The 20,451-nt window shown below is 62.1% G+C and carries 20 protein-coding genes and 2 pseudogenes; 14 read left to right on the top strand and 8 right to left on the bottom strand.

Annotated elements, in window-relative coordinates; all coding sequences use genetic code 11:
- Positions 1 to 6: 6 nt before the first annotated feature.
- Positions 7 to 360, bottom strand: a complete 354-nt coding sequence (locus ACFQAU_RS16540; RefSeq protein ID WP_386283498.1) for a hypothetical protein — start codon at positions 358 to 360, stop codon at positions 7 to 9.
- 101 nt (positions 361 to 461) lie between these two features.
- Positions 462 to 1,640, bottom strand: a complete 1,179-nt coding sequence (locus tag ACFQAU_RS16535; RefSeq protein ID WP_386283497.1) for a hypothetical protein — start codon at positions 1,638 to 1,640, stop codon at positions 462 to 464.
- A gap of 1,147 nt (positions 1,641 to 2,787) precedes the next feature.
- Between ACFQAU_RS16535 and ACFQAU_RS16530 the strand changes: the two genes are divergently transcribed.
- On the top strand, positions 2,788 to 3,126 hold the full coding sequence (locus tag ACFQAU_RS16530) for a hypothetical protein (protein WP_067622059.1): 339 nt from the start codon (positions 2,788 to 2,790) through the stop codon (positions 3,124 to 3,126).
- Between the two features lie 5 nt (positions 3,127 to 3,131).
- On the opposite strand, the gene ACFQAU_RS16525 is transcribed toward ACFQAU_RS16530, so the two are convergent.
- A complete protein-coding gene (locus ACFQAU_RS16525; RefSeq protein WP_132443476.1) occupies positions 3,132 to 3,842 on the bottom strand; it encodes an endonuclease/exonuclease/phosphatase family protein in 711 nt (236 codons plus the stop codon).
- Positions 3,839 to 5,209, bottom strand: a complete 1,371-nt coding sequence (locus tag ACFQAU_RS16520) for a phospholipase D-like domain-containing protein (RefSeq protein ID WP_132443475.1) — start codon at positions 5,207 to 5,209, stop codon at positions 3,839 to 3,841. The genes ACFQAU_RS16525 and ACFQAU_RS16520 overlap by 4 nt, the downstream gene beginning before the upstream one ends.
- A 457-nt stretch (positions 5,210 to 5,666) precedes the next feature.
- Between ACFQAU_RS16520 and ACFQAU_RS16515 the strand changes: the two genes are divergently transcribed.
- The 5 genes from ACFQAU_RS16515 to ACFQAU_RS16495 all read left to right on the top strand — a co-directional run bounded on the left by ACFQAU_RS16515 (position 5,667) and on the right by ACFQAU_RS16495 (position 11,080).
- Positions 5,667 to 6,266, top strand: coding sequence for an outer membrane protein (locus ACFQAU_RS16515; RefSeq protein ID WP_067621921.1), 600 nt, complete (start codon positions 5,667 to 5,669; stop codon positions 6,264 to 6,266).
- Between the two features lie 353 nt (positions 6,267 to 6,619).
- Entirely contained in the window at positions 6,620 to 7,990 is a 1,371-nt protein-coding gene (gene cysS, locus ACFQAU_RS16510; RefSeq protein ID WP_132443474.1) for a cysteine--tRNA ligase, read from the top strand.
- Positions 7,987 to 9,603, top strand: coding sequence for a citramalate synthase (cimA, locus tag ACFQAU_RS16505; RefSeq protein ID WP_132443473.1), 1,617 nt, complete (start codon positions 7,987 to 7,989; stop codon positions 9,601 to 9,603). Before cysS ends, cimA begins: the two co-directional genes overlap by 4 nt.
- Positions 9,604 to 9,611: 8 nt before the next feature.
- The gene (locus ACFQAU_RS16500; protein ID WP_132443725.1) at positions 9,612 to 10,319 is read left to right on the top strand and encodes a class I SAM-dependent methyltransferase; all 708 of its coding nucleotides are present in this window, start codon (positions 9,612 to 9,614) and stop codon (positions 10,317 to 10,319) included.
- Positions 10,316 to 11,080, top strand: a complete 765-nt coding sequence (locus tag ACFQAU_RS16495) for a squalene/phytoene synthase family protein (protein WP_132443472.1) — start codon at positions 10,316 to 10,318, stop codon at positions 11,078 to 11,080. Before ACFQAU_RS16500 ends, ACFQAU_RS16495 begins: the two co-directional genes overlap by 4 nt.
- Before the next feature lie 4 nt (positions 11,081 to 11,084).
- Here ACFQAU_RS16495 and ACFQAU_RS16490 read toward each other — a convergent pair.
- Positions 11,085 to 12,295, bottom strand: a pseudogene (locus ACFQAU_RS16490) (MFS transporter).
- A gap of 123 nt (positions 12,296 to 12,418) precedes the next feature.
- Between ACFQAU_RS16490 and ACFQAU_RS16485 the strand changes: the two are divergent.
- From ACFQAU_RS16485 to ACFQAU_RS16475, 3 genes are read left to right on the top strand one after another with little or no spacing between them, the layout of a single operon-like run.
- On the top strand, positions 12,419 to 13,132 hold the full coding sequence (locus tag ACFQAU_RS16485; protein ID WP_386283491.1) for a precorrin-6A/cobalt-precorrin-6A reductase: 714 nt from the start codon (positions 12,419 to 12,421) through the stop codon (positions 13,130 to 13,132).
- A 27-nt stretch (positions 13,133 to 13,159) separates the two neighbouring features.
- On the top strand, positions 13,160 to 13,792 hold the full coding sequence (locus ACFQAU_RS16480; protein WP_120350988.1) for a DNA-3-methyladenine glycosylase family protein: 633 nt from the start codon (positions 13,160 to 13,162) through the stop codon (positions 13,790 to 13,792).
- Positions 13,789 to 14,454 carry an alpha/beta hydrolase gene (locus tag ACFQAU_RS16475; protein WP_067939390.1) on the top strand — a complete coding sequence of 222 codons (666 nt, stop codon included), beginning with the start codon at positions 13,789 to 13,791 and terminating at the stop codon, positions 14,452 to 14,454. Before ACFQAU_RS16480 ends, ACFQAU_RS16475 begins: the two co-directional genes overlap by 4 nt.
- On the opposite strand, the gene ACFQAU_RS16470 is transcribed toward ACFQAU_RS16475, so the two are convergent.
- Complete coding sequence (locus ACFQAU_RS16470) at positions 14,451 to 14,894, bottom strand: VOC family protein (protein WP_132443469.1); 444 nt, start codon at positions 14,892 to 14,894, stop codon at positions 14,451 to 14,453. The genes ACFQAU_RS16475 and ACFQAU_RS16470 overlap by 4 nt on opposite strands.
- A 145-nt stretch (positions 14,895 to 15,039) precedes the next feature.
- Between ACFQAU_RS16470 and ACFQAU_RS16465 the strand changes: the two genes are divergently transcribed.
- Complete coding sequence (locus ACFQAU_RS16465; RefSeq protein WP_067621954.1) at positions 15,040 to 15,624, top strand: HNH endonuclease; 585 nt, start codon at positions 15,040 to 15,042, stop codon at positions 15,622 to 15,624.
- 3 nt (positions 15,625 to 15,627) lie between these two features.
- Here the strand turns inward: ACFQAU_RS16465 and xth are convergent, their stop codons facing one another.
- The gene (gene xth, locus ACFQAU_RS16460; RefSeq protein ID WP_120350991.1) at positions 15,628 to 16,410 is read right to left on the bottom strand and encodes an exodeoxyribonuclease III; all 783 of its coding nucleotides are present in this window, start codon (positions 16,408 to 16,410) and stop codon (positions 15,628 to 15,630) included.
- Between the two features lie 347 nt (positions 16,411 to 16,757).
- Here xth and ACFQAU_RS16455 point away from each other — a divergent pair, with 347 nt between their 5' ends.
- Positions 16,758 to 17,021 carry a DUF6749 family protein gene (locus tag ACFQAU_RS16455; protein ID WP_132443468.1) on the top strand — a complete coding sequence of 88 codons (264 nt, stop codon included), beginning with the start codon at positions 16,758 to 16,760 and terminating at the stop codon, positions 17,019 to 17,021.
- Between the two features lie 53 nt (positions 17,022 to 17,074).
- Positions 17,075 to 18,136 (top strand): DUF6902 family protein, encoded by a 1,062-nt coding sequence (locus tag ACFQAU_RS16450; RefSeq protein WP_240791525.1) that lies wholly within the window; start codon positions 17,075 to 17,077, stop codon positions 18,134 to 18,136.
- A gap of 16 nt (positions 18,137 to 18,152) precedes the next feature.
- Here ACFQAU_RS16450 and ACFQAU_RS16445 read toward each other — a convergent pair.
- Positions 18,153 to 18,475, bottom strand: a pseudogene (locus ACFQAU_RS16445) (HesB/IscA family protein).
- Positions 18,476 to 18,571: 96 nt separating this feature from the next.
- On the opposite strand from ACFQAU_RS16445, the gene ACFQAU_RS16440 reads away from it, so the two are divergent.
- Both ACFQAU_RS16440 and ACFQAU_RS16435 read left to right on the top strand, forming a co-directional pair.
- The gene (locus ACFQAU_RS16440) at positions 18,572 to 19,729 is read left to right on the top strand and encodes a deoxyguanosinetriphosphate triphosphohydrolase (protein WP_120350992.1); all 1,158 of its coding nucleotides are present in this window, start codon (positions 18,572 to 18,574) and stop codon (positions 19,727 to 19,729) included.
- A gap of 48 nt (positions 19,730 to 19,777) precedes the next feature.
- On the top strand, positions 19,778 to 20,398 hold the full coding sequence (locus ACFQAU_RS16435) for a Rossmann-fold NAD(P)-binding domain-containing protein (RefSeq protein ID WP_132443467.1): 621 nt from the start codon (positions 19,778 to 19,780) through the stop codon (positions 20,396 to 20,398).
- Positions 20,399 to 20,451 lie beyond the last annotated feature (53 nt).

Raw genomic sequence — 20,451 nt, 5'->3', positions numbered from 1 at the left:
GTGCTTCTAGTGTTGCGATAAAACCTTGGATGAGCGGGGAATCGTTATGCCATCGTCATCGTCCGACCCCGCATCATCGGCGTTCCCTGGCCCTGCATCGCTTGTCAAAGCATCGCCCAGATAGACCTTGGGCTCTGACCCCATCGTATGGAGTGCATCCCCATATATCGATGGCGCGTCGGTGAAGTCGGCGCAGGCTTGGATGTCGGTCAGTTGCAGAGATCCGGCGAAGTTTGCGCTGTTGTTTTTGCGGGTGCCATGATCGATCACGACCCGATCAACCGGGGCGCCAAATCCGACTTCTACGGCAAAATTTTCGGGTAAGGCTGTTGTCGAGAATGCGCTGTCGCGCTCTGCCAAGACGGAACCATCGGCGTTGGCCCGGCGAAACATGGAGGCCGAAAGCGGGCCGTCGGCGATGGCAGGTTGCACGCGCACGCCGTTGCGTTCGCCGTAGACCGCTACGGATCGTCAAATTCCAAGCTCGTGACGTAGAAAAGGACGGAGTCCATGGGCGTGTCAAAATCGATATTTAAGGTGGCATATTGCTGTGTAAAAACGGGGTTGCCGCCATACCCGGCGGAATAGAGTTCATTTGCGTTTCCGATCGCGGCTGCGCGGCCAATTCTGGCATCAGCGTTTGCAGTTGCAGTGAGTGAACCGCCGACTCCATAGCGGGTGAAAGTAGATGTCGCGCCGAGGGCTGCAGGGCTGTCTGATGTCCAATCGACGATCGAAAACCGCGTTCCAGAACAGGTTGGAAGCGTATCGGCTGGCATGGCAGTTACGTTAACGCTGACGCTGTCGGTATCGGCACCGCCTTCATCGCTGGAATTCGCGGCATCGGCGGTGATGCTGCCTCCCGCCGCGGTAGAGACATAGGCGTCAAACTCGATGGCGCCGCTTCCAAGGCCGTTCAAGCTGGTCATCGGAAGGAGCGGGAAAGTGCCGTTTGTCGGGGTGGTCGCAGGGCGGATGTCTTCGCCCGAGATGACCTGAAAGTTCGTCGTACCCGAAATTTCTGGCGGCAGGGTCACCGAGGTTAGCACATTGGTCATGGGGCTGAGCGATGTATTAACATAGCTCACGCGGTAGGTCAGCGTGGCGCCCTGCGGGACGTCGCCCCCCGAATAGGGGGTGCCGTTCACCGCCGTGATGGAGATTGATACGAAAAGGTCCTCAGGCCCCGCAGGTGAGACGGCTGAGGTTCCGGCGACCCAGTAGCGCCACGGGTTGTCGTTCCCGGCAGAGGCGCCTTCGGCGGAGTCTCCGCCGTGACCTTCGGCATTGAAATATCCAATGTTGGCCGGGTCGCTGACTTTCACTTCCATGACGGCGTAATAAGTCTCTCCCTGCGCGATCCCGCCGAAGGCGTAGCGCACTGCGTTTGTGCCGCTCGGCAAAACCGACGCGGCGCTGCTATTGAGGTTAAAACCCGCGGTCGTCTCGGTGCAGGCTTCGTAAGAGTTAACGCCCGGGTCCAGCGATTCGGGAAAGACGGATCCGGCGCCAGTGGCAGGCCCGTCTGGCCCCGCGAGCAGCGGATCATCCGCTTCGCAGGAACCGGGATAGCTGATCCGGTTCCAAGGGCCGGTGGTGCCGTAACGGTCCCAATCGGATCCGGAATCCGGGCCTGCCACGGGGCTGCCCGCGCGAAAGGGGTCGCCCCTCGGCCGCCCGTGATCGTGGTCTCTTCTTGTGTTGAGAAACCGTTTGGGTCGATTGTCCCCCCAGAACCGAATGCGTTGATCTGAACCGCGTCCCATTTGTTGTGAACGCGGGCGGTGCCGGTGCCGCCAACGCTGCTCCAAGGGCTGCCATTCGTGGGATTAACGAGGTACCCGTTTTCTAAAGTGGCGATATCCGATCCATTTGCGAACAATGCAGTATCCGGACGGGTTGAGTAGAAAATACCAGTATCGCCATAGATATAGGCCAGCCCGGCGTTGCAATTGGCGATGGAAAACCCCGCTGCTTGGCACTGCGCCGTGTCAGAGGGAGCCCAGCCGTTGGGAGAGATATCAAACGCTTGCTGGCCCTTCGGACCCCAACCCTTAGACACGCCAGACCCCGTCGAGGCGCGCGCCGGGCGGGCGCCGCGGGCCGCGCCTGTAGCATCAGTTATATAGGCGGATGCGACTTCGGTCCCGGCGGGCACATACAACGTGGCATAGCCGCCCGGACCATCAAGCGTGCCTTCGGCTATGACGGGAAAGTCGGCAATGATGGCAATGTTATCACCGGCTGAAATCGGCGGCAGCCCCGCCGCGACCCGGTCCGCGATCTGCTGACGGCTTGCATCGGTCAGCGAAACCCCACCGCCGCCCAGCCACGCCCCGTGCGAAAGCACCATGGTTGAAAAACAGAGCCAAAAGAATGCCCCCAGAACGGCTTTGGCGCTCGCGCAGAATAATCTAAAGAATATCATGACTTACTCTCAATTTGTCCTGCACTAGGCTTTCATCGGGTAACTTTTGCGTCAATCTGAGCAGGTGGGTCTTGGGCATATGCTTTGGGTTAGGTCTGCTAGGCTTTGGTGAGATTTCTTAACCGCGCAGGGTTAACTATGTATTGAAGGGCGACAGGGTCTGATGATTGCGGCTGCTGGAGGCCGGGCACGTGTCGCGCGCGCTTGGCGCTGTCGCCTGCGTCGGCGCGCCAAGACGACATCCGGGGTTGAGCGCGGCCCTATGGGCCCCGTCGTCAGGTCTTGGCCGTGAGGCAAAACAGTCGTTAACCAAAATTAAACCAGTCCCTCCCTATCAAGGATGTGAAAGGGAGAATTTGATGAAACGTCTTGTTATATTGGGATTTCTCACCGGATCGCTGGCGGCCTGTGTCGAACCTCCGGCCTCACCCATGGAAGCCGCGGCGCGACGGGCGGCGGCGGCGGAATTGACCGCCAAACAATGTGCAGGCTTTGCGGGCGGCTATGAGAGCGTGCGCAAATTGCGGCACGACGCGAACCAGAATATCGCCACGGCACGGCGGCTTGGGGCGACGGATGCGACAATTGCCAAGGCGCGAACGGATGTGCGCATGGCCTTTGATATGCAGGTCGCCTTCTCCAATCCGCAGCAGGCTTGCAACATGATGGTGGGCGAACTGGCTTGGGCTACGGGATGACCCCTCTAGCGATGCGCCACGTCGAGCCAGATCGGCAGATGGTCCGACGCGCGGCGGGTCTGCGACGTCTCGACCACGCCGCCTTGGCGCACTGTCAGATGCTGATCCAACGCCATGCGATCAAGAAAAGCCACGGGCATCCGGGCGTGATAGCTTTTGCCCGGTGCATGGATCGTAAAGCGTTTCGCCAAGCGCCCCAGCCCGGCCTTTTGCGACCATTCGTTCAGATCGCCCGCGATCAGCGTGGGGCAGGCGGCGCAGGCATCAAGGTGAGCGATCATGGCGCTTAACTGTTCCTTGCGGGAGGGGCGCAGCAGGCCAAGATGCGAGGCGATGACCCGCAATTGCCGCGCGCCGATGTGCAGGTCGGCCACCATGGCACCGCGCGGCTCGACCCCCGGCAGGGTCAGATGCGCCACCTGATCGATCTTGGCGGAGGGGCGCACCAAAACGGCGTTGCCGTGCCAGCCTATGCTGACATCGCTTGGCGTTGGCACAGGGCGCATGCCCGTGACCTCTTCGACCCGATCCAGCGGCAGGGCAGAGGGGCGCGGGGCGCGGCGGCGGTCGGCTTCTTGCAGCACCACCACATCTGCATGCAGGCTGCGGATGATCCGCATGATCCGCTCCGGATCGCGGCGTCTATCGGTGCCCAGGGCCTTGCGGATGTTATAGCTGACGATGCGCAGCGATTGGGGGGCGACGGCGGGGATCATAGAACAGGCGCTCCCAAACGAAACAGCCCCTCGGCCACCTTGCGGATCATCCCCGTCGGAGGCTTCTCCATGGCGCAGTGTTCGGAGAGATGTTCAAACCAATCATGCAGCTTTGCGACCGACCCCGCGTCATAGACAAAAAGCGTCACCTCAAAGTTCAGCAACATGCTGCGCACGTCGAAATTGGCGGTGCCCACAAGCCCCATATCGTCGATGATCCCGGCTTTGGCGTGGATCATCCCGGGCTGGTAATACAGCACATGGCCGCCAGCTTCGTGCAGGTCGCGCAGGTAGGCACCGCGGGCAAAATCCGCCAGCCGTTGGTTGGAGCGTTCGGGCACCAGCACCCGCACATCCACACCGCGGCGGGCTGCGGTCGTCAAAGCCGCACCAAGTGCTTCGGTCGGCACGAAATAGGGGGTCACGAGCCAAATCCGCGCCTCAGCCAAATGCAGCGCGCGGATCAGACCGTCGTGCAGCGGGTCCTCGGTGATATCGGGGCCGGAAGGAACCAATTGCACCGTGGCGGTCCCGCCCGTATGCGCCGCGACCGAGGGGGCAGGCTCCAAAGCCTCCCCGCTGGCCACGCCCCAATCCGAGCGGAAAACATCGCCGAAACTCTGCACTGCGCGCCCCTCGAGCAAGAAGGCCAGATCGGTCCAGCCGTCCTCAAGCGCCGTGGGGCCGAGGTAGTGCGCGCCGATGTTCATGCCGCCTGAAAAGACCCGCGCATCATCCGCGATAATCATTTTGCGGTGGTTGCGCAGGTTCAGGTGGCCTGAGCCCGGCACTTGCAACAGCGGTGAATAAAAGCGCACGTCACCCCCTGCCGCACGCAGGCGGCGCAGTGCCGCGGCCGGGCCGCGCAGGGTGCCCAAACGGTCCATCAGCAGCCGAACTTTGACACCGGCCTTGGCGCGTTCGGTCAGCGCATCGACAAAGATACGGCCGGTGTCGTCATTGGCAACGATGTAGAAAAGCGCGTCGATCCGTTTCTCGGACCCTTGGATCAGCGCCATCACGGCTTCATGCGCCGCTGTCGGATCACCCAAGAGCCGCAGGTCTTGCCCATGGGCGGCGGCGGGCAGGCCGAAATACTGCATCGTCGCGTCCAGCGTATGCACCGGACGGGGCGGCGGCCCTCCGGTTTCCCCTTTGAGGAAATGCACCGGGGAGTAGCGCGAAGATTGTTTGCGAAAGCCCAGCCCGAGAAACAACGGCACCGCCACCCATGGCAGCGCGATGATGAACAGCAGCCAAGCCGCCGTCGATTGCGGCGTGCGGCGCTGTTGCAAAATCACGATCGCCGCCAGCAGCGTCAGGATCACGATGATGACGATCTCTAGATGGGTGGTGATCCAAGACATGGGGTGGGGTCTGCTCCTTCTTGCTGGCAATAGAGGCAAATAACCCGTTCACCTTTGACAGCAAGCCTTGGTCGGTGTCAGGCGTCGAGGAATGATTTTAGTGTGGTTTTTGAGGTGGTGGCTTTGAAAGACGGATCCTGCTTGCAATGCTACCGTCGGTGCAGTGCCGATCCGCGCAGGCTTTTTTGCACTTGGGTGACAGTGACTGGGGCTGAATTATCCGTATTGCGGCGGCAAGTATCTGATGCATCTTGATAATTATCGCTAAGCCCCAAGGCGGAAACACACTTGATACATAACTTAAGCGGCGCTTGGCCGAGGGTATGTTGCAAATGTGCGACAATCAGCGCATCGCAAATCTGTGAAGTGAAAAACCTGAAACCCAATACTAGATGAGGCGTTGCGTAAGTGACCCTGCGGCGAGGATCGCAGGTCACCTGTATTTAAGGAGCAGAACATGAAACGCACGACAACAATCGCCAGCATCGCCCTGATCGCATCCAGCGCCTTCGCGGGTGCAGCAGCAGCCGGTTCGCTGGAAGACACCACAGTTGAAGCACCGGTTTTCACACCTGCGCCGACACCCGTGGCCGTTGATGGCGACTGGACAGGCTTCTACACCGGTCTTCAGGTTGGTCAAACCGACATCGACAGCGACAGCGGCACCCTTGACGGTGACGACACGTCCTACGGTTTCCACGCCGGTTACGACTATGACTTCGGCAAGTTCGTACTGGGTGGTGAACTCGACTATGACAAAACCGACATCGATCTGGGCAACACAGGCGTCGCCGCGGATTCCGTTGCACGCGCCAAGCTGAAAGCCGGTTACGACTTCGGCAACACGCTGGTCTATGCAACAGCTGGTGCAGCCCGCGCCGACACCGACGTTGGTGATGAAACAGGCCCCTTCGCTGGTCTGGGCGTCACATATAAAGTCACAGACCGTTACACCGTCGGTGGCGAAGTGCTGCAGCACAAATTCGATGACGTAGGCGGCACAGGCGACGATCTGGACGCGACAACCATCTCCCTGCGTGGTTCCATGCGCTTCTAATCTATCTTGGCGGGGTAACTCGCTTGGATAGGGGGCCGGCTTCCGAAAGGAGGCCGGCCTTTTTTGTGCGGACAGGCCGCGTGGCGGGCATGTCATCTGGCAAAGATGGGCAATGCTGCCCCCAAGCAGGCTGTCTCCGTCCGTCATGGCCGCGCGCTACGCGCATAAAACTTAACCGGACAAGGGGCTTGGCGCAGGGCGGCGGGCTTGCTACAAGCTTGTCATGAACACCGCAACGCTCATTATTTGCTGCATTACCCGCTGAGACATCCTCGCGGGCCGCTGTTCACGTCATTCCCATTCTGACAAAACTATGCCAAGCCCGCGTCACACCCGCGCAAGGACGCCTGCCAATGACCCGTGACCTGACGATCAAGCTGCACAACACCGCCACCCGGAAGAAAGAGGATTTCACGCCGATTGATGCGCAGAATGTGCGGATGTATGTCTGCGGTCCCACGGTCTATGACCGCGCGCATCTGGGCAACGCGCGGCCCGTGATCGTGTTTGATGTGCTCTACCGTCTGCTACGGCATGTCTATGGCCCCGAACACGTTACTTACGTGCGCAACTTCACCGATGTCGACGACAAGATCAACGCCCGCGCCGCCGACAGCGGGCGCAGTATTGGGGAGATCACCGCAGAGACGACGCAGTGGTATCTCAACGACATGGCCGCCGTCGGCGCGCTGGAGCCCGATCACATGCCGCGGGCCACGCAGTACATCCCCCAGATGGTCGCGATGATCCGCGGGCTGATCGATGAGGGCTACGCCTATGAGGCCGAGGGCCATGTGCTGTTCCGGGTGCGCAAATATGCCGAATATGGCGCGCTTTCGGGCCGCTCGGTCGATGATATGATCGCAGGCGCGCGGGTTGAAGTCGCGCCTTACAAAGAAGACCCGATGGATTTCGTACTCTGGAAACCTTCGAACGAGGGCACTCCGGGGTGGGAGTCGCCTTGGGGGCAGGGCCGTCCGGGCTGGCATATCGAATGCTCCGCCATGGCGCATGACCTGCTGGGGGAGCGGTTCGACATCCACGGCGGTGGCATTGACCTGCAGTTCCCGCACCATGAGAACGAAATCGCCCAGTCCAAATGCGCGGGCCACGGCTTTGCCAACTACTGGCTGCACAATGAGATGTTGCAAGTCGAGGGCAAGAAAATGTCCAAGAGCTTGGGCAATTTCTTTACCGTGCGCGATCTGCTGGATCAGGGCGTGCAGGGCGAGGTGATCCGCTTCGTCATGCTCTCAACCCATTACCGCAAGCCGATGGACTGGACCGAGAAGAAGCGCGAGGAGGCCGAGAAGACCCTTCGCAAATGGTATCTTCAGGCGGCGGAGGCTGAGGCCGCGACGCCTTCACCGGACCTCGTCACGCTCTTGGCGGATGACCTTAATACCCACGGTGCGCTGACCGAATGCCACCGTCTGTCGAATGCGGGCGATACGGCGGGTCTGCGCGGGGCGTTGAAGCTTTTGGGGCTGCTGGATGAGTTGATCCCCGATTGGGCCGCAGTGCAGGCGCTGGATCTGACAGATATCGAAGCTTTTCTGAGTGATGCCCGTGCCACCGCGATGGAGACCAAAGATTTCGCGCAGGTCGACCGGATCAAAACCGCGCTCACCTCTGTCGGGATCGAAGTCCAGATGAGCAAGGACGGCGTGAAACTGACCCCACCGCCCGGTTTTGATCGGGCGCAGTTGGAGGGGCTGTTGTGACGCGCGAACGTCTCTGGCTTTATGACACCACGCTGCGCGATGGGCAGCAAACTCAGGGCGTTCAATTCTCCACCGACGAGAAACGCCAGATTGCCGAGGCGCTGGATGCGCTTGGCGTGGACTATATCGAAGGCGGTTGGCCCGGTGCGAACCCAACCGACAGCGCGTTCTTCGACGCGGCACCGCCCACCTCGGCACGGCTCACCGCTTTTGGCATGACCAAACGCGCGGGCATGTCAGCGGAAAATGACGATGTTTTGGCCGCCGTCTTGAACGCCGGGACGCAGTCGGTCTGTATCGTCGGCAAGACCCATGACTTCCATGTGAAAACCGCGCTAGGCATCACGCTGGAGGAAAACACCGACAACATCGCCAAATCCGTCGCCCATCTGGTCGCCCAAGGCCGCGAGGCGCTGTTTGATGCCGAACATTTCTTCGACGGTTATAAGGCCAACCCCGACTACGCGCTTGAGGCGATCCGCGCGGCCTATGAGGCGGGGGCGCGCTGGATCGTGCTTTGCGACACCAATGGCGGCACGCTGCCCGAAGAGATCGGCCGCATCACCCGCGATGTGATCGCCGCAGGCATCCCCGGTGACCGGCTGGGCATTCACACCCATGACGACACCGAAAACGCCGTGGCCTGCACGCTGGCCGCCATCGACGCGGGCGCGCGCCAAATCCAAGGCACGCTGAACGGGCTGGGCGAGCGGTGCGGCAACGCCAATTTGACCACGCTGATCCCGATCCTGCTTCTGAAAGACCCCTATGCCAGCCGCTTTGATATCGGTGTGAGCCGTGACGCGCTGCGCGGTCTAACCCGCACCAGTCGTATGCTGGACGAAATCCTTAATCGCGTGCCGATGAAACAGGCAGGTTTCGTGGGGTCGTCGGCCTTTGCGCATAAGGCGGGGCTTCATGCCAGCGCCATCGCCAAAGACCCCAGCACCTATGAACATATCGACCCCGCACTGGTCGGCAATACCCGCGTCATTCCGATGTCGAACCAAGCCGGGCAATCCAATCTGCGCAAACGGCTGAGCGATGCCGGTCTGGCCGTGGCCAAGGGCGACCCGGCGCTTGGCCGGATCTTGGAAGTGGTCAAGGGCCGCGAGGCGCAGGGCTATGCCTATGACACCGCACAGGCGAGTTTCGAGCTGCTCGCCCGCGACGTGATGGACCAGTTGCCGCATCTTTTCGAGGTGGAGCGTTACCGCGTCACGGTCGAACGTCGCCGCAATGCCGAAGGCCGGATGGTCAGCCTTTCCGAGGCGGTCGTGGTGGTCGATGTCGACGGAGAAAAGCGGCTCTCGGTCTCGGAATCGCTGGACGAAGATGGCGCAGACCGTGGCCCGGTCAACGCCCTCTCCAAAGCGCTGGTCAAGGATTTGGGCAAGTACAGCAGTCTGCTGGATGACATGCGTCTGGTTGACTTCAAAGTCCGCATCACCCAAGGCGGCACCGAAGCCACCACCCGCGTCATCATCGACAGCGAAGACGGGCAGGGGCGGCGTTGGTCCACCGTGGGCGTCAGCGCCAACATACTCGACGCCTCATTCGAGGCATTGCTAGATGCGATACGTTGGAAATTGATCCGGGACCGCGCCCAATGACAGACGATATGACCGCTTTTTTCACCCTGCACCGTGATTTGCCACGCGAAGGGCCGGGAGAGCCTGCCGACGTCAACTGGGCCGTGGAGCAGGTCGACCTGCCTGCGCGTGCCGAGATCGCCGATGTCGCCTGTGGTCCCGGCAGTGACATCGGCGCACTCCGCGCGGCGATCCCGCAGGGGCATGTTACAGCACTCGATAAAACCGCCCATTTCGTCGACACCGCGCGGGGGCGTTTTGTGGCGGATGGCAATGTCACCCTGCTGCGCGCGGATATGGCTGCGATCGCCAATGAATATGACCTGATCTGGTGCGCGGGTGCGGTCTATTTTCTTGGTGTGACCGAGGCGCTGAGCCGCTGGCGGAAATCCCTGCGTGAGGGCGGTGTGGTGGCCTTTTCTGAGCCTTGTTGGCTGACCGACACACCATCGGATGAGGCGCGCGCGCAATGGGCGGACTATCCCGCAATGAGTGACGCCGATGGCATTGCCGAACGGGTCCGCGCGGCGGGGTATGAAGTCGTGGCGAGCCGGGTCTTGTCGGATGAGGCTTGGGAGAATTACTACACCCCGCTGGAGGCCCGCATCGAAAAGCTGCGCCCCGGCGCGGTTGACGACTTGGCCCAAGTGCTCGATGCAACCGAGGCGGAAATCGCCTGCTGGCGTGCCCACCGGGATGAGTTTGGCTACCTGCTGACGGTGGCCCGTCCCCTATGACTTTCCACGCCGACCTGAACGCATGCGCCGCCATGGTAGAGCGCGCCGACCCGTGGCGGTTTCGCGCCGCCATGGCCGCGCCTGTGGAAGCACGCAGGCTGCTGTTTCCGCTCTATGCCTTCAACGTCGAAGTCGCCCGCGCGCCTTGGGTGACCCAAGAAGCGATGATCGCCGAGATGCGCCTGCAATGGTGGCGCGACGCGCTGGAGGAGATTGCCAAGGGCGGTCCCGTCAGGCGCCACGAAGTCACCACGCCGCTGGCCCGCGCCATCGCGCCCGAGGATGCGGAACTGCTCGATGAACTCGTCGCTGCGCGGCGGTGGGATATCTACAAAGACCCCTTTGAGGATGCTGCTCATTTCGCGCGCTACATCGACCAGACCGCAGGCCATCTGATGTGGGTCGCCGCACGCCGCCTTGGCGCGACGGAGGAAGCGGTTGTGCGCGATGCAGCCTATGCCACCGGCATCGCCGCATGGCTCTGTGCCATTCCGAATTTGGAAGAGGCGGGCCGTGTGCCGCTGCTCGATGGCACGGCGGAAGGGGTTTCGGCCCTTGCCAAAGGGGCGTTGGACTGCCTGAAATCAGCGCGGGCCAAACGGGCGCAGATCCCAAAGGCGGCGCGGGCCGCATTGTTGCCTGCCGCCCATGCCGGACCTGTTTTGCACGCGGCTGTGGCAGACCCGCAAAAGGTCTCCCAAGCAGGCTTGCCTGACCCGCGCCGCCATTTCGCGCTGCGGGCCATGGCGTCTCGCTGGTAGGCGCTTAGCTCAGCTGCGTTTCTTTGCGGCTGCGCAGCACCAGCCAGATCAGCGAGCCACCGGCCAGCACCAAGAACGGCACCATGGCAAAGTTCACCGCTGCCCAGCCTTCTTGCGCCGTGCCGCCCGAACAGTTCATCAAACCGCCCGAGGCGAGCGAGGCGACGGTCACGCCGCCGAACACCAGCAGATCGTTCAGGCCCTGCATCCGCCCGCGCTCATGCGGCTCATGCGCCCCGGCGAGCATGGTCGTGGCCCCGATAAAGCCAAAGTTCCAGCCCAGCCCCAAGAGGATCAGCGCGACAAAGAAGTTGCCCAGTTCCACCCCCTGCAGCGCCACCAGACCTGCGGCGGCAAGGATCGCGATGCCAAGGCCCATGATCCGCTCGACCCCGAACCGATTGATCAGGTGGCCGGTAAAGAAGGACGGCGCGAACATTGCCAGCACGTGGCCAGTGACCACGTAGCCCGCGTTATCTTGGCTATAGCCGCAGCCGACGACGGCCAGCGGGGTCGAGGTCATCACGAGGTTCATCAGCGCATAGGCCACCATGGCGCAGATCACCGCCACGGCGATGCGCGGCGTGGTCAGAAGCTCCCAGCGGCTGCGGCCCTTGGGCGCGTCATGCGCCGGGATCGGCGGTTTTGGAATGTCGATGAAAAGAAACAGCAGCGCGCCCACAACGTTCACCGCCACCACGGCCAAATAGGTGCCAAGGAAGGGCACCACGAGGCTGCCAGAGGTCGCCGTGGCAAGCTGCGGCCCGATGATGGCCGAGACCAGACCGCCCGCCATCACATAAGAGATCGCTTTGGGCCGGAAGTCATCCGAGGCGGTATCGGCGGCGGCGAAACGGTAAAACCCTTGGGCAGACATATAGACGCCCGTCAGCAGGGAACCGAGCAAAAAGACCGGGAAAGACGCGAGATAAAGCCCATAGGCCGCGACCGCGGCGCCCAATGCTCCGCCCGCAGCCCCCAGAAAAACCCCGCCCGTCGGCCAAACCTTTGCATGATGGCCGAAACCGGCGTGGCCGAGAGCATGGAGCCCAGCACGATCATCGAGATCGGCAGCGTGGCAAGACAGACATTGGTCGCCAGCGACTGACCGGCAAGACCACCCACGAGGAAAATCATCGGCATCTGCGCACCAAGAAAGGCCTGCGCTGCCACCAGCACCGCTACGTTGCGCCGGGCGCGTCTGTCGTCGATCATGTCTGAATTCCTCACTTCCCGCCAAGGCGTAGCCCTGCCGATGCGTAAGGGCAAGCCCGGCCCCGGTTTTTGCGCCCCCGATCCCGCTTGCACCCGACGCCAAGCTCGCCGATGATTGCGCCGATGACCGCCTCAAACCACCCTTCGCTGAACCTTCTTCTGCTCGCTGGCACTGCCGAGGCGCGGCAGCTTGGCGTCGCTTTGGCTAAGGCCGGTCACAGGGTCACCGCATGGCTGACGGAACCGCCGCGCGGCAGCAATCCGATGCCGATGGCGTTTGAGATGCGCGACCCAGAAGATACCACCGCCTTGCTGCGCGACATGGCGGGTTTTGACGCGGTTTTGGACCTCAGCCATGGGTTCGACGCGGGGCTGAGCCACGCAGGCTTTGCCACTGCCGCCGCCTTGGATAAGCCCTTTGTCAGTTTTGCGCGCCCCGGCTGGACCTTGGATGATCCGCTGCTGCAATCGGCCAGCGATGTACCCGCCGCCGCCCGTGCGGTGCCGCCCGGGGCCTGCGTCTTTGCCGCCACCGGATGGGCCAGCCTGCCACAGTTTCTGCCGTTTGAGGGTGCGCGCCTCATGCTGCGCCAGACCAGCCGCCATGACCGGCCCGCGCCCTATGACTTTGTGGATCTCATCTTTGGCGATCCGCCTTTCACGGTGGCGACCGAAACCGCGCTGTTTCGCGAGTTTGGCGTCGACCTGCTGATCTGCCGCAACCTTGGCGGCGCGGCCAGCCGCCCCAAGGTCGACGCCGCACTCGCCCTTGGCTTGCCGGTGATCCTCATCGAAAAGCCGCGCCTGCCAAGGGGTGCGCTGCCTGACCGACCTTGACGCGATGATGGACTGGGCGGCGCAGCTGTGAGCCTTGCGCTCCCGATCACCTGCAACGCCGATGTGGCCGAGGGAGCCGCTTGGCTGTCTGAAGCCGAGCCGCGTTTTGCCATGGCGCTTGCACGCACCGGTCCGCTGCCCCTGCGCCTGCGCCCGCCGGGTTTCGCGGGCCTTCTCGACATCATCGTGGGGCAGCAGGTGAGCGTGGCCTCTGCCCGGGCGATCTATGCGCGGCTGGTGGAGGCGGGGTTGGACCGCCCGGAAAACGTCCTGCACGCGGGCGACGACGGTCTGCGCGCCGCGGGTCTGAGCCGTCCCAAAGCACGCTATGTGCTGGCCTTGGCAGAGCGGAAGTTTGACTTTGACGCGCTGCACTGCCTATCCGATGACGCAGCCATTGCCGCGTTGGTCGCCATGCCGGGTATCGGGCCGTGGACCGCGCAGGTCTATGTGATGTTCTGCATGGGCCGTCGCGACATCTTTCCAAGTGGCGATCTTGCGTTGCAAGAAGCCGCGCGGGGGCTGTTTGATCTGCCCGCGCGCCCGACGCCGAAAGACCTTACCGCCATGGCCGCCGCTTGGTCACCTTGGCGGTCGGTTGCGGCGCGCTTGCTCTTTGCCTACTACCGGGTGTTGAAACAAAAGGAAGGATTGTCATGACACGGGTTTTGAACGCCGAGCGCCGCGAGCCGGTCTCTGGCACCACACGGTCGGTTGTGGTGTTCCTGCATGGCTATGGGGCCAATGGCGCTGACCTGCTGGGCCTCGCCGATCCTCTGAGCGAGCATTTGCCCGACACGCTGTTCATCGCTCCCGATGCGCCCGAAGCCTGCGCGGGTGCACCGATGGGCTTCCAATGGTTCCCGATTCCGTGGATCGACGGGTCGTCCGAAGAGGAATCCATGCGCGGCATGATGAGCGCGGTCGAAGACCTCGACGCCTTCCTCGACGCGCTGATGGTCGACGAAGACGTGCTGCCGGAACAGGTCGTGCTGTTCGGCTTTTCCCAAGGTACGATGATGTCGCTGCATGTGGCCCCGCGCCGCGAGGATGCGGTGGCGGGCATCGTGGCCTTTTCGGGCCGCCTGCTGAACCCCGAAGCGCTGGCCGAAGAGGCGCGCGTCAAGCCGCCGGTGCTGCTGGTGCACGGAGATGCCGACGATGTGGTGGCACCGCAATCCCTGCCGCAGGCCGCCGAAGCCCTGCAAGAGGCCGGGTGGCAGGACGTCTACGCCCATGTGATGAAGGGCACCGGCCATGGCATCGCGCCGGATGGGCTGAGCGTGGCGCTGGCCTTTATGCGCGACAAACTGGGGCTTTAACCCTTCATCTCATCCCAGAGCCACGGCTCTGCGAATTCGACCGAATTGCCTGCCGGGTCGCGCACATAAAGTGAGCGCGCCCCGTTGGGCCAGTCAAAGCTGGTATCGATCTCGACCCCGGCGGCCTGCAGCCGCGTCTCCATCGCGGCGATCTCATCGCGTTTCATCGCAAAGCAGACATGCCCCGGCCCCCGCGCCCCATGGGGCGGCACCGGCATCTTCGGATTACCGGGCGGCTGGCTTGTTGCCGTGGGGTTGAAGACCAGCAAGACCGAGGGGCCAAGCGCAAAGAACATATGCCGCCCCGGCACCTCTTGAAACAGTTTTAGACCCAGAATGTCGCGGTAAAACTCCCGCGCCGCATCCAGATCATCGACGTAAACGGCGGCTTCGAGCAAGGACTGCGGGGCGGGCGCATCGGGCAGGGGGCTTTTCATCATGCCACAAGGTTAACAAACCCTGCCCATCTGTCACGCCTCTGTCGTAATCTTTGGGCAAAACCGGCGACATCTAGTGGTTCACCTTTGTCTTGCCAGAGAGAAACCGCGAGATATAGTGACTAAAACGGGCAGAGGACGCGACCAGATGGACGGCGATTTCAGGACCGAATTTACCCGCCACCCGGCGGCGCTCAAACACCACCCCGCGCTGGTGCTCAACGCGGATTATCGGCCATTGTCTTATTATCCGCTGTCGCTGTGGCCGTGGCAAGAAGCGGTAAAGGCCAAATGGCTCGACCGGGTCGAGATCGTCGCCGAATATGACGAGGTGGTGCGCAGCCCCTCTACGGTGATCAGGATCCCTTCCGTTGTCGTTCTCAAAGACTATGTCAAACCTCAAAAGCGCGTGGCCTTCACGCGCTTTAATTTATTTCTGAGGGATGAATTCCGCTGCCAATACTGCGGCGCGAAGGGGGATCTGACCTTTGACCATGTGGTGCCCCGCGCTGCGGGTGGGGTGACAAGCTGGCAAAACGTGGTGGCGGCCTGTAGCCCCTGCAATCTGCGCAAAGGCTCGCGGCCCTTGCACCGCACGGGGCTGGCTTTGCGCAAACCGCCGCGCCAACCCGCCGCCGAAGAGTTGCGCAACATGGGGCGCAAATTCCCGCCCGGCCATCTGCATGAAAGCTGGATGGATTTTCTCTATTGGGATGCCGAGCTTCAGGCCTGACGCTTAGATATCCAGTTCGACCCAGATCGGCACATGGTCCGACGGTTTGTCACGCCCGCGCACATCGCGGTCAATCTGGCAATCGCGCAGCCGGTCCGCCACGGTCGGCGACAAGAGAAAATGGTCAATGCGGATGCCGTTGTTGCGGTTCCAGGCACCGGCCTGATAATCCCAGAACGAATAATGCCCCGGCCCTTGGGTGCGCGCCCGAAAAGCATCCGTAAGCCCAAGGTTCACCAGCTGCCGCCACGCCGCGCGGGATTCGGGGCGAAATAGGGCGTCTTCGCGCCAACTGTCGGGTTTGGCCGCATCTTCGGCCTGCGGGATAATGTTGTAATCGCCCGCCATGAGGAAGGGCGTTTCTTCGGCCAGTAGCGTCTCGGCACGGGCTTGTAGCCGGGCCATCCAAGCGAGTTTATAGTCATACTTTGGCCCCGGCACCGGGTTGCCATTGGGCAGGTAAAGCCCGCAAACCCGTAGCGCCATATCGTCACCCACGACCGTGGCCTCGATCCAGCGAGCCTGATCGTCTTCGTCATCGCCGGGCAGGCCGCGGGTCACATCCTCCAGCGGGAGTTTCGACAGGATCGCCACACCGTTGAAAGATTTCTGCCCGTGGGTCTCGACGTTATAACCGCGCTCTTCGAGCATCTCGCGGGGGAAGGCCTCGTCGACCGACTTGATCTCTTGCAGCACAACCACGTCCGGCTGCGCCTCGTCGAGCCACTCGGGCAAGGCCGCGGCGCGGGCTTTGATACCGTTGATGTTAAAACTCGCGATTTTCATATCCGGCCCTCTTTCGACGTGGGTCTGCTATCGCGCAAATGCGGTGGCGGAGCAAGGGGAGGGCTGCGCGCTTAGGGTGATTCTTGGGCGGCAAGTTCTAGTATAACTAGAGCCGCGGAATTCTCCCGCGCTGCATTGTTCTGCAACAGCCCTGTGGAAGGTTTTTAGTTGGCACCATGCAAAGGATGGAAAGTCGAACAATTGGTCGAAACTGTGGCGCGACACTAATGTGGATAACTTAACCAGTACAATAACTTAGGCGAAAAATCCTTGGCGAAACAATTTTAACGTGCATCAGTAATTGGACTACATCTTTAAATTGCAAAGCCCTTTGAAAGGACACCACGATGACCGCTATTTCCGCACGTAACTTCGCCCCCGTAACAGCGCCTGAAACACAGGACAAGCCGATGATGCTCGGCGCGGGGGTTGGCCTTTTCACCACCGGTCTTAACCGCGGAGGCGGTGACATGCTGATGGGCGAGGGGACCGAGATGTTCACCACCGGTCTGCACCACGACAGCGGCAGCATCGCGCAGGGGGCGGGGGTCGGTCTTTTCACAACCGGCCTCGCGCCGACCGAGGCGCAGGTGCTGCGCTTTGATGCCTGAAACTGGTTCAAGCGGGCGGCCCCGTCGCCCGCTGTTTCCCATCTGGAGGCGCTATGATGACCAATGTTGTTCTGCTGAGACCTGCCGAGTGCCGCGACCCGGAAGTCCAATCTGCCCGCTTGATCCGCAGCTTTGCGAAGGAGCGTCGCGCTCAGGGGGATGTTTTTTGGCTCAAGGAAAACGCCGAACTGCTGGGGGTGCTGGCAAGCACGGGCGCCGCGCTGGACGCCGAGGCGCTAGAGCCGCTCGCCGCATTCCACGCAGGGTGCCGCGATCTGCTGCGCAATTTCCCACAATACTACCGTTTTATCCTGTCGATCTGCCTCGACCTCGAAGCAATCGGCCTGCCAAAGCAACACGGCGCGGCGCTCTGCGGCAGGGTTGCGCGGGCGGATCTGGAAGGCGCAGAACTGTCAGACCTGCAACGCGCCGAGGCCCGCCGTCTGCTGCGCCGTCGGGGTGTCGGGCCGCAGGTCGGTGACGGGGCGCTTGGCCAGCGGCTGCGCGACTTCGTCTCGCGCAGTGTCACCTTTGCCATGCCCAATCGAAAGGCGGCTTATGAGCTGACACATATCATTTTCTACTTGTCGGATTATGGCCGCCAGATTCCCGAACTGCCAGACGGGACACTAAAGAGCCTGCATTTCACCGGGCTGCTGGCCTTTCTGGATCAAGACATGGATCTGCTGGCCGAGGTCTGCGCCGCGCTGCGTTTCAGCGGCAATTACCCAAGCCCACTGTGGGAAGATGCCATCGCGGCCTACCACCGCGCCCTGCGCGTTCAAGCCGAGCCCGATGCGCCCATGCATGACGATTATCACGAATTTCTTGTCACCGGCTGGGCCATGAAAATCGCAGACCGTTCGTCACTGGCCCAAACCATGCCGCAAGGCGCGCTGCGCTTTCACGCCTCCCGCAGCGGGCAAGGTGCGCTGCGCCCGCTGGCAGCTTGCCTGAATGATATGGGGGCGCAGCGGCGCGCGGATTGGGGGTATATGCGCCCGCATGTTCTGTCTTATCTCGGACCTGACAGCCATGCGATCTTGCTCGCAGCCGAACGCTCTGGCCCGCATTTCGAACAGTTTTTCGAGGGGTTCGCACGGGTGCGCGCCTGAACGCGCCCGGATGTGCTCACATCGAAAAGGACGTGCCGCAGCCGCAGGCCGCCGTGGCATTGGGGTTCTCAATCGTGAACCGCGCGCCGATCAGTTCTTCGGTGAAGTCGATCACCGCATCGGCCAGAAACGGCAGGGACACGCTATCGACCACCACCTTCTGACCGCTGCCTTCCAGAACGAGGTCATCCTCGGCAGGTTCGTCCAGCGCAATGTCATATTGAAACCCTGAGCAGCCGCCGCCTTCGACAGCGACGCGCAGGGCTTTGCCTTCGTCGGCGGCGCCGATCTCGGCAAGGCGTTCAAAGGCGCGGGGGTGACTTTAGGGGGCAGGTTCATCTGCGGGCTCCGATGCATCGGTTTTCTTTCGCGTTCCCCTAACATATAGAAACCACAAGGACAGGTCACAAGGACCGCGAGAGAGGACCAGCCGCAATGCGCGCAGAATTCGCCTCGGATCCGGACACCGCCAAGGGACGGTTGGTGCCGGAGGAGGAAAGCACGTTTCGCTCCTGCTATCAGCGGGACCGGGACCGGATCATTCACGCCTCCGCCTTTCGGCGGCTCAAACATAAGACGCAGGTCTTTGTGGAGCATGAGGGCGACTATTTCCGGACCCGTTTGACCCATTCCATCGAAGTGGCGCAGGTTGCGCGCACCATCGCAGGGGCGTTGCGCCTGAATGGCGAGCTGACCGAGGCCGTGGCGCTGGCGCATGATCTGGGCCACACGCCCTTTGGCCACACCGGCGAGGATGCGCTGCACAAGCTGATGGCGCCCTACGGTGGGTTTGACCACAACGCGCAGGCGATCAAGATCGTCACAACGCTGGAGCGGCACTATGCCGAATTCGACGGGCTGAACCTGACGTGGGACACGCTCGAAGGGATTGCCAAGCACAATGGGCCGGTCATGGGCGCCGTACCCCATGCGCTGGCTGACTATAACGCGCGCCATGATCTGGAACTGCACACCCATGCGAGTGCAGAGGCGCAGGTGGCAGCACTTTCCGATGACATTGCCTACAACAACCACGACCTGCACGACGGTCTGCGGGCAGGGCTGTTCACCGAAGCCGAGATTGCCGAGCTGCCCATGGTCGGCGCGGCCTATGCGGAAGTGGACCGGCTTTACCCCGACACCGACAGCTATCGCCGCCGTCATGAGGCGCTGCGCCGGGTCTTTGGCGTGATGGTGGGCGATGTGATCGAAACATCGTCCAAGCTGCTGAAAGAGACGGGGGCGACATCGCCCGATGACATCCGCCATCTGGGCCGTCCGGTGATCCGTTTTTCGGATCCTGTCTGGCAGGACCTGCGCGAGATCCGAAAATTCCTTTTCACCCGGATGTATCGCGCCCCCTCGGTGATGGAGAATCGCGAGAAGGTCACTAAGGTGGTCGAAGACCTCTTTCCGCTGTTTCTGTCTCAGCCCAACCTGTTGCCGCGCCACTGGGCGGCGGCAATTGAGGCGGCAGAGGATGAAACCACGCTGGCGCGGATGGTCTCGGATTACATTGCGGGCATGACTGACCGATTTGCGTTGCAAGAACACGCCCGTCTCTTTGGCAGTGATTTGCGCAGCTTCCGCTAATCTTTGCGGCATGGTAGCCTGCCTTTTGTGATCCATAGGTGACGTGACATGATACAAACACCCGTTCTGCCGGAAAGCCTTGCCGGTGACGCGACCTTTGCGATCCTTTCAGCGGGTCAAGCACCGGGCCCAACGGTCGCCAAGCGCGCGGCGAAGCTGGGGGCGGAAGTCGTGGCGATGGACCGTGATCCCGCCGTGCTGGCACGGCTGATGAGCCAGTCGACCGCAAGGGTCGAAGGGCTGGCGCTTGCCGGGGATCTGGTCAGCCGGTTCGAACCGCTTTACCGCAACTGGGGCGGCACGCCGCTGCATTTGGTGTTGAACCTGATGCCGCTGGACCCCGACGATTGCGCCAAGGGCATGGACGCGCAGATCCGGGGGCTTTCTGCGCTGGTGCGGGCCTTGGGCCGTGGCTTGGTGGCTGGGCAGGGGTCTGTCGTGACCGTCCTGCCGCGCCCCAGCCAGCCGCTGGCGCTTGCTGGTCATGGGATGATCGGCGCTTTTGAGGCCGCCAATGCCGCGCTCGATAAGGTCTTTGGTGCACGGGGGCTGCATTTTCATCTAATCACTGTGCCCGAGGGGCAGGCCGAATTGGCCACAGACACCGCGCTGTACCTTGGGTCCGAAGCTGGCCGACGGCTCCGAAGTGGGCGTTTGGACCTCGGCTGACAACGCCGCTTCAAACGCCATTCCCTGACTTGGGCCCTCGCGGCCTGCCGCTT

The organism is Sulfitobacter profundi, assembly GCF_042661425.1.
GTDB classification, from domain to species: domain Bacteria; phylum Pseudomonadota; class Alphaproteobacteria; order Rhodobacterales; family Rhodobacteraceae; genus Sulfitobacter; species Sulfitobacter profundi.
This window is presented reverse-complemented; position numbering and strand designations above follow the sequence as displayed.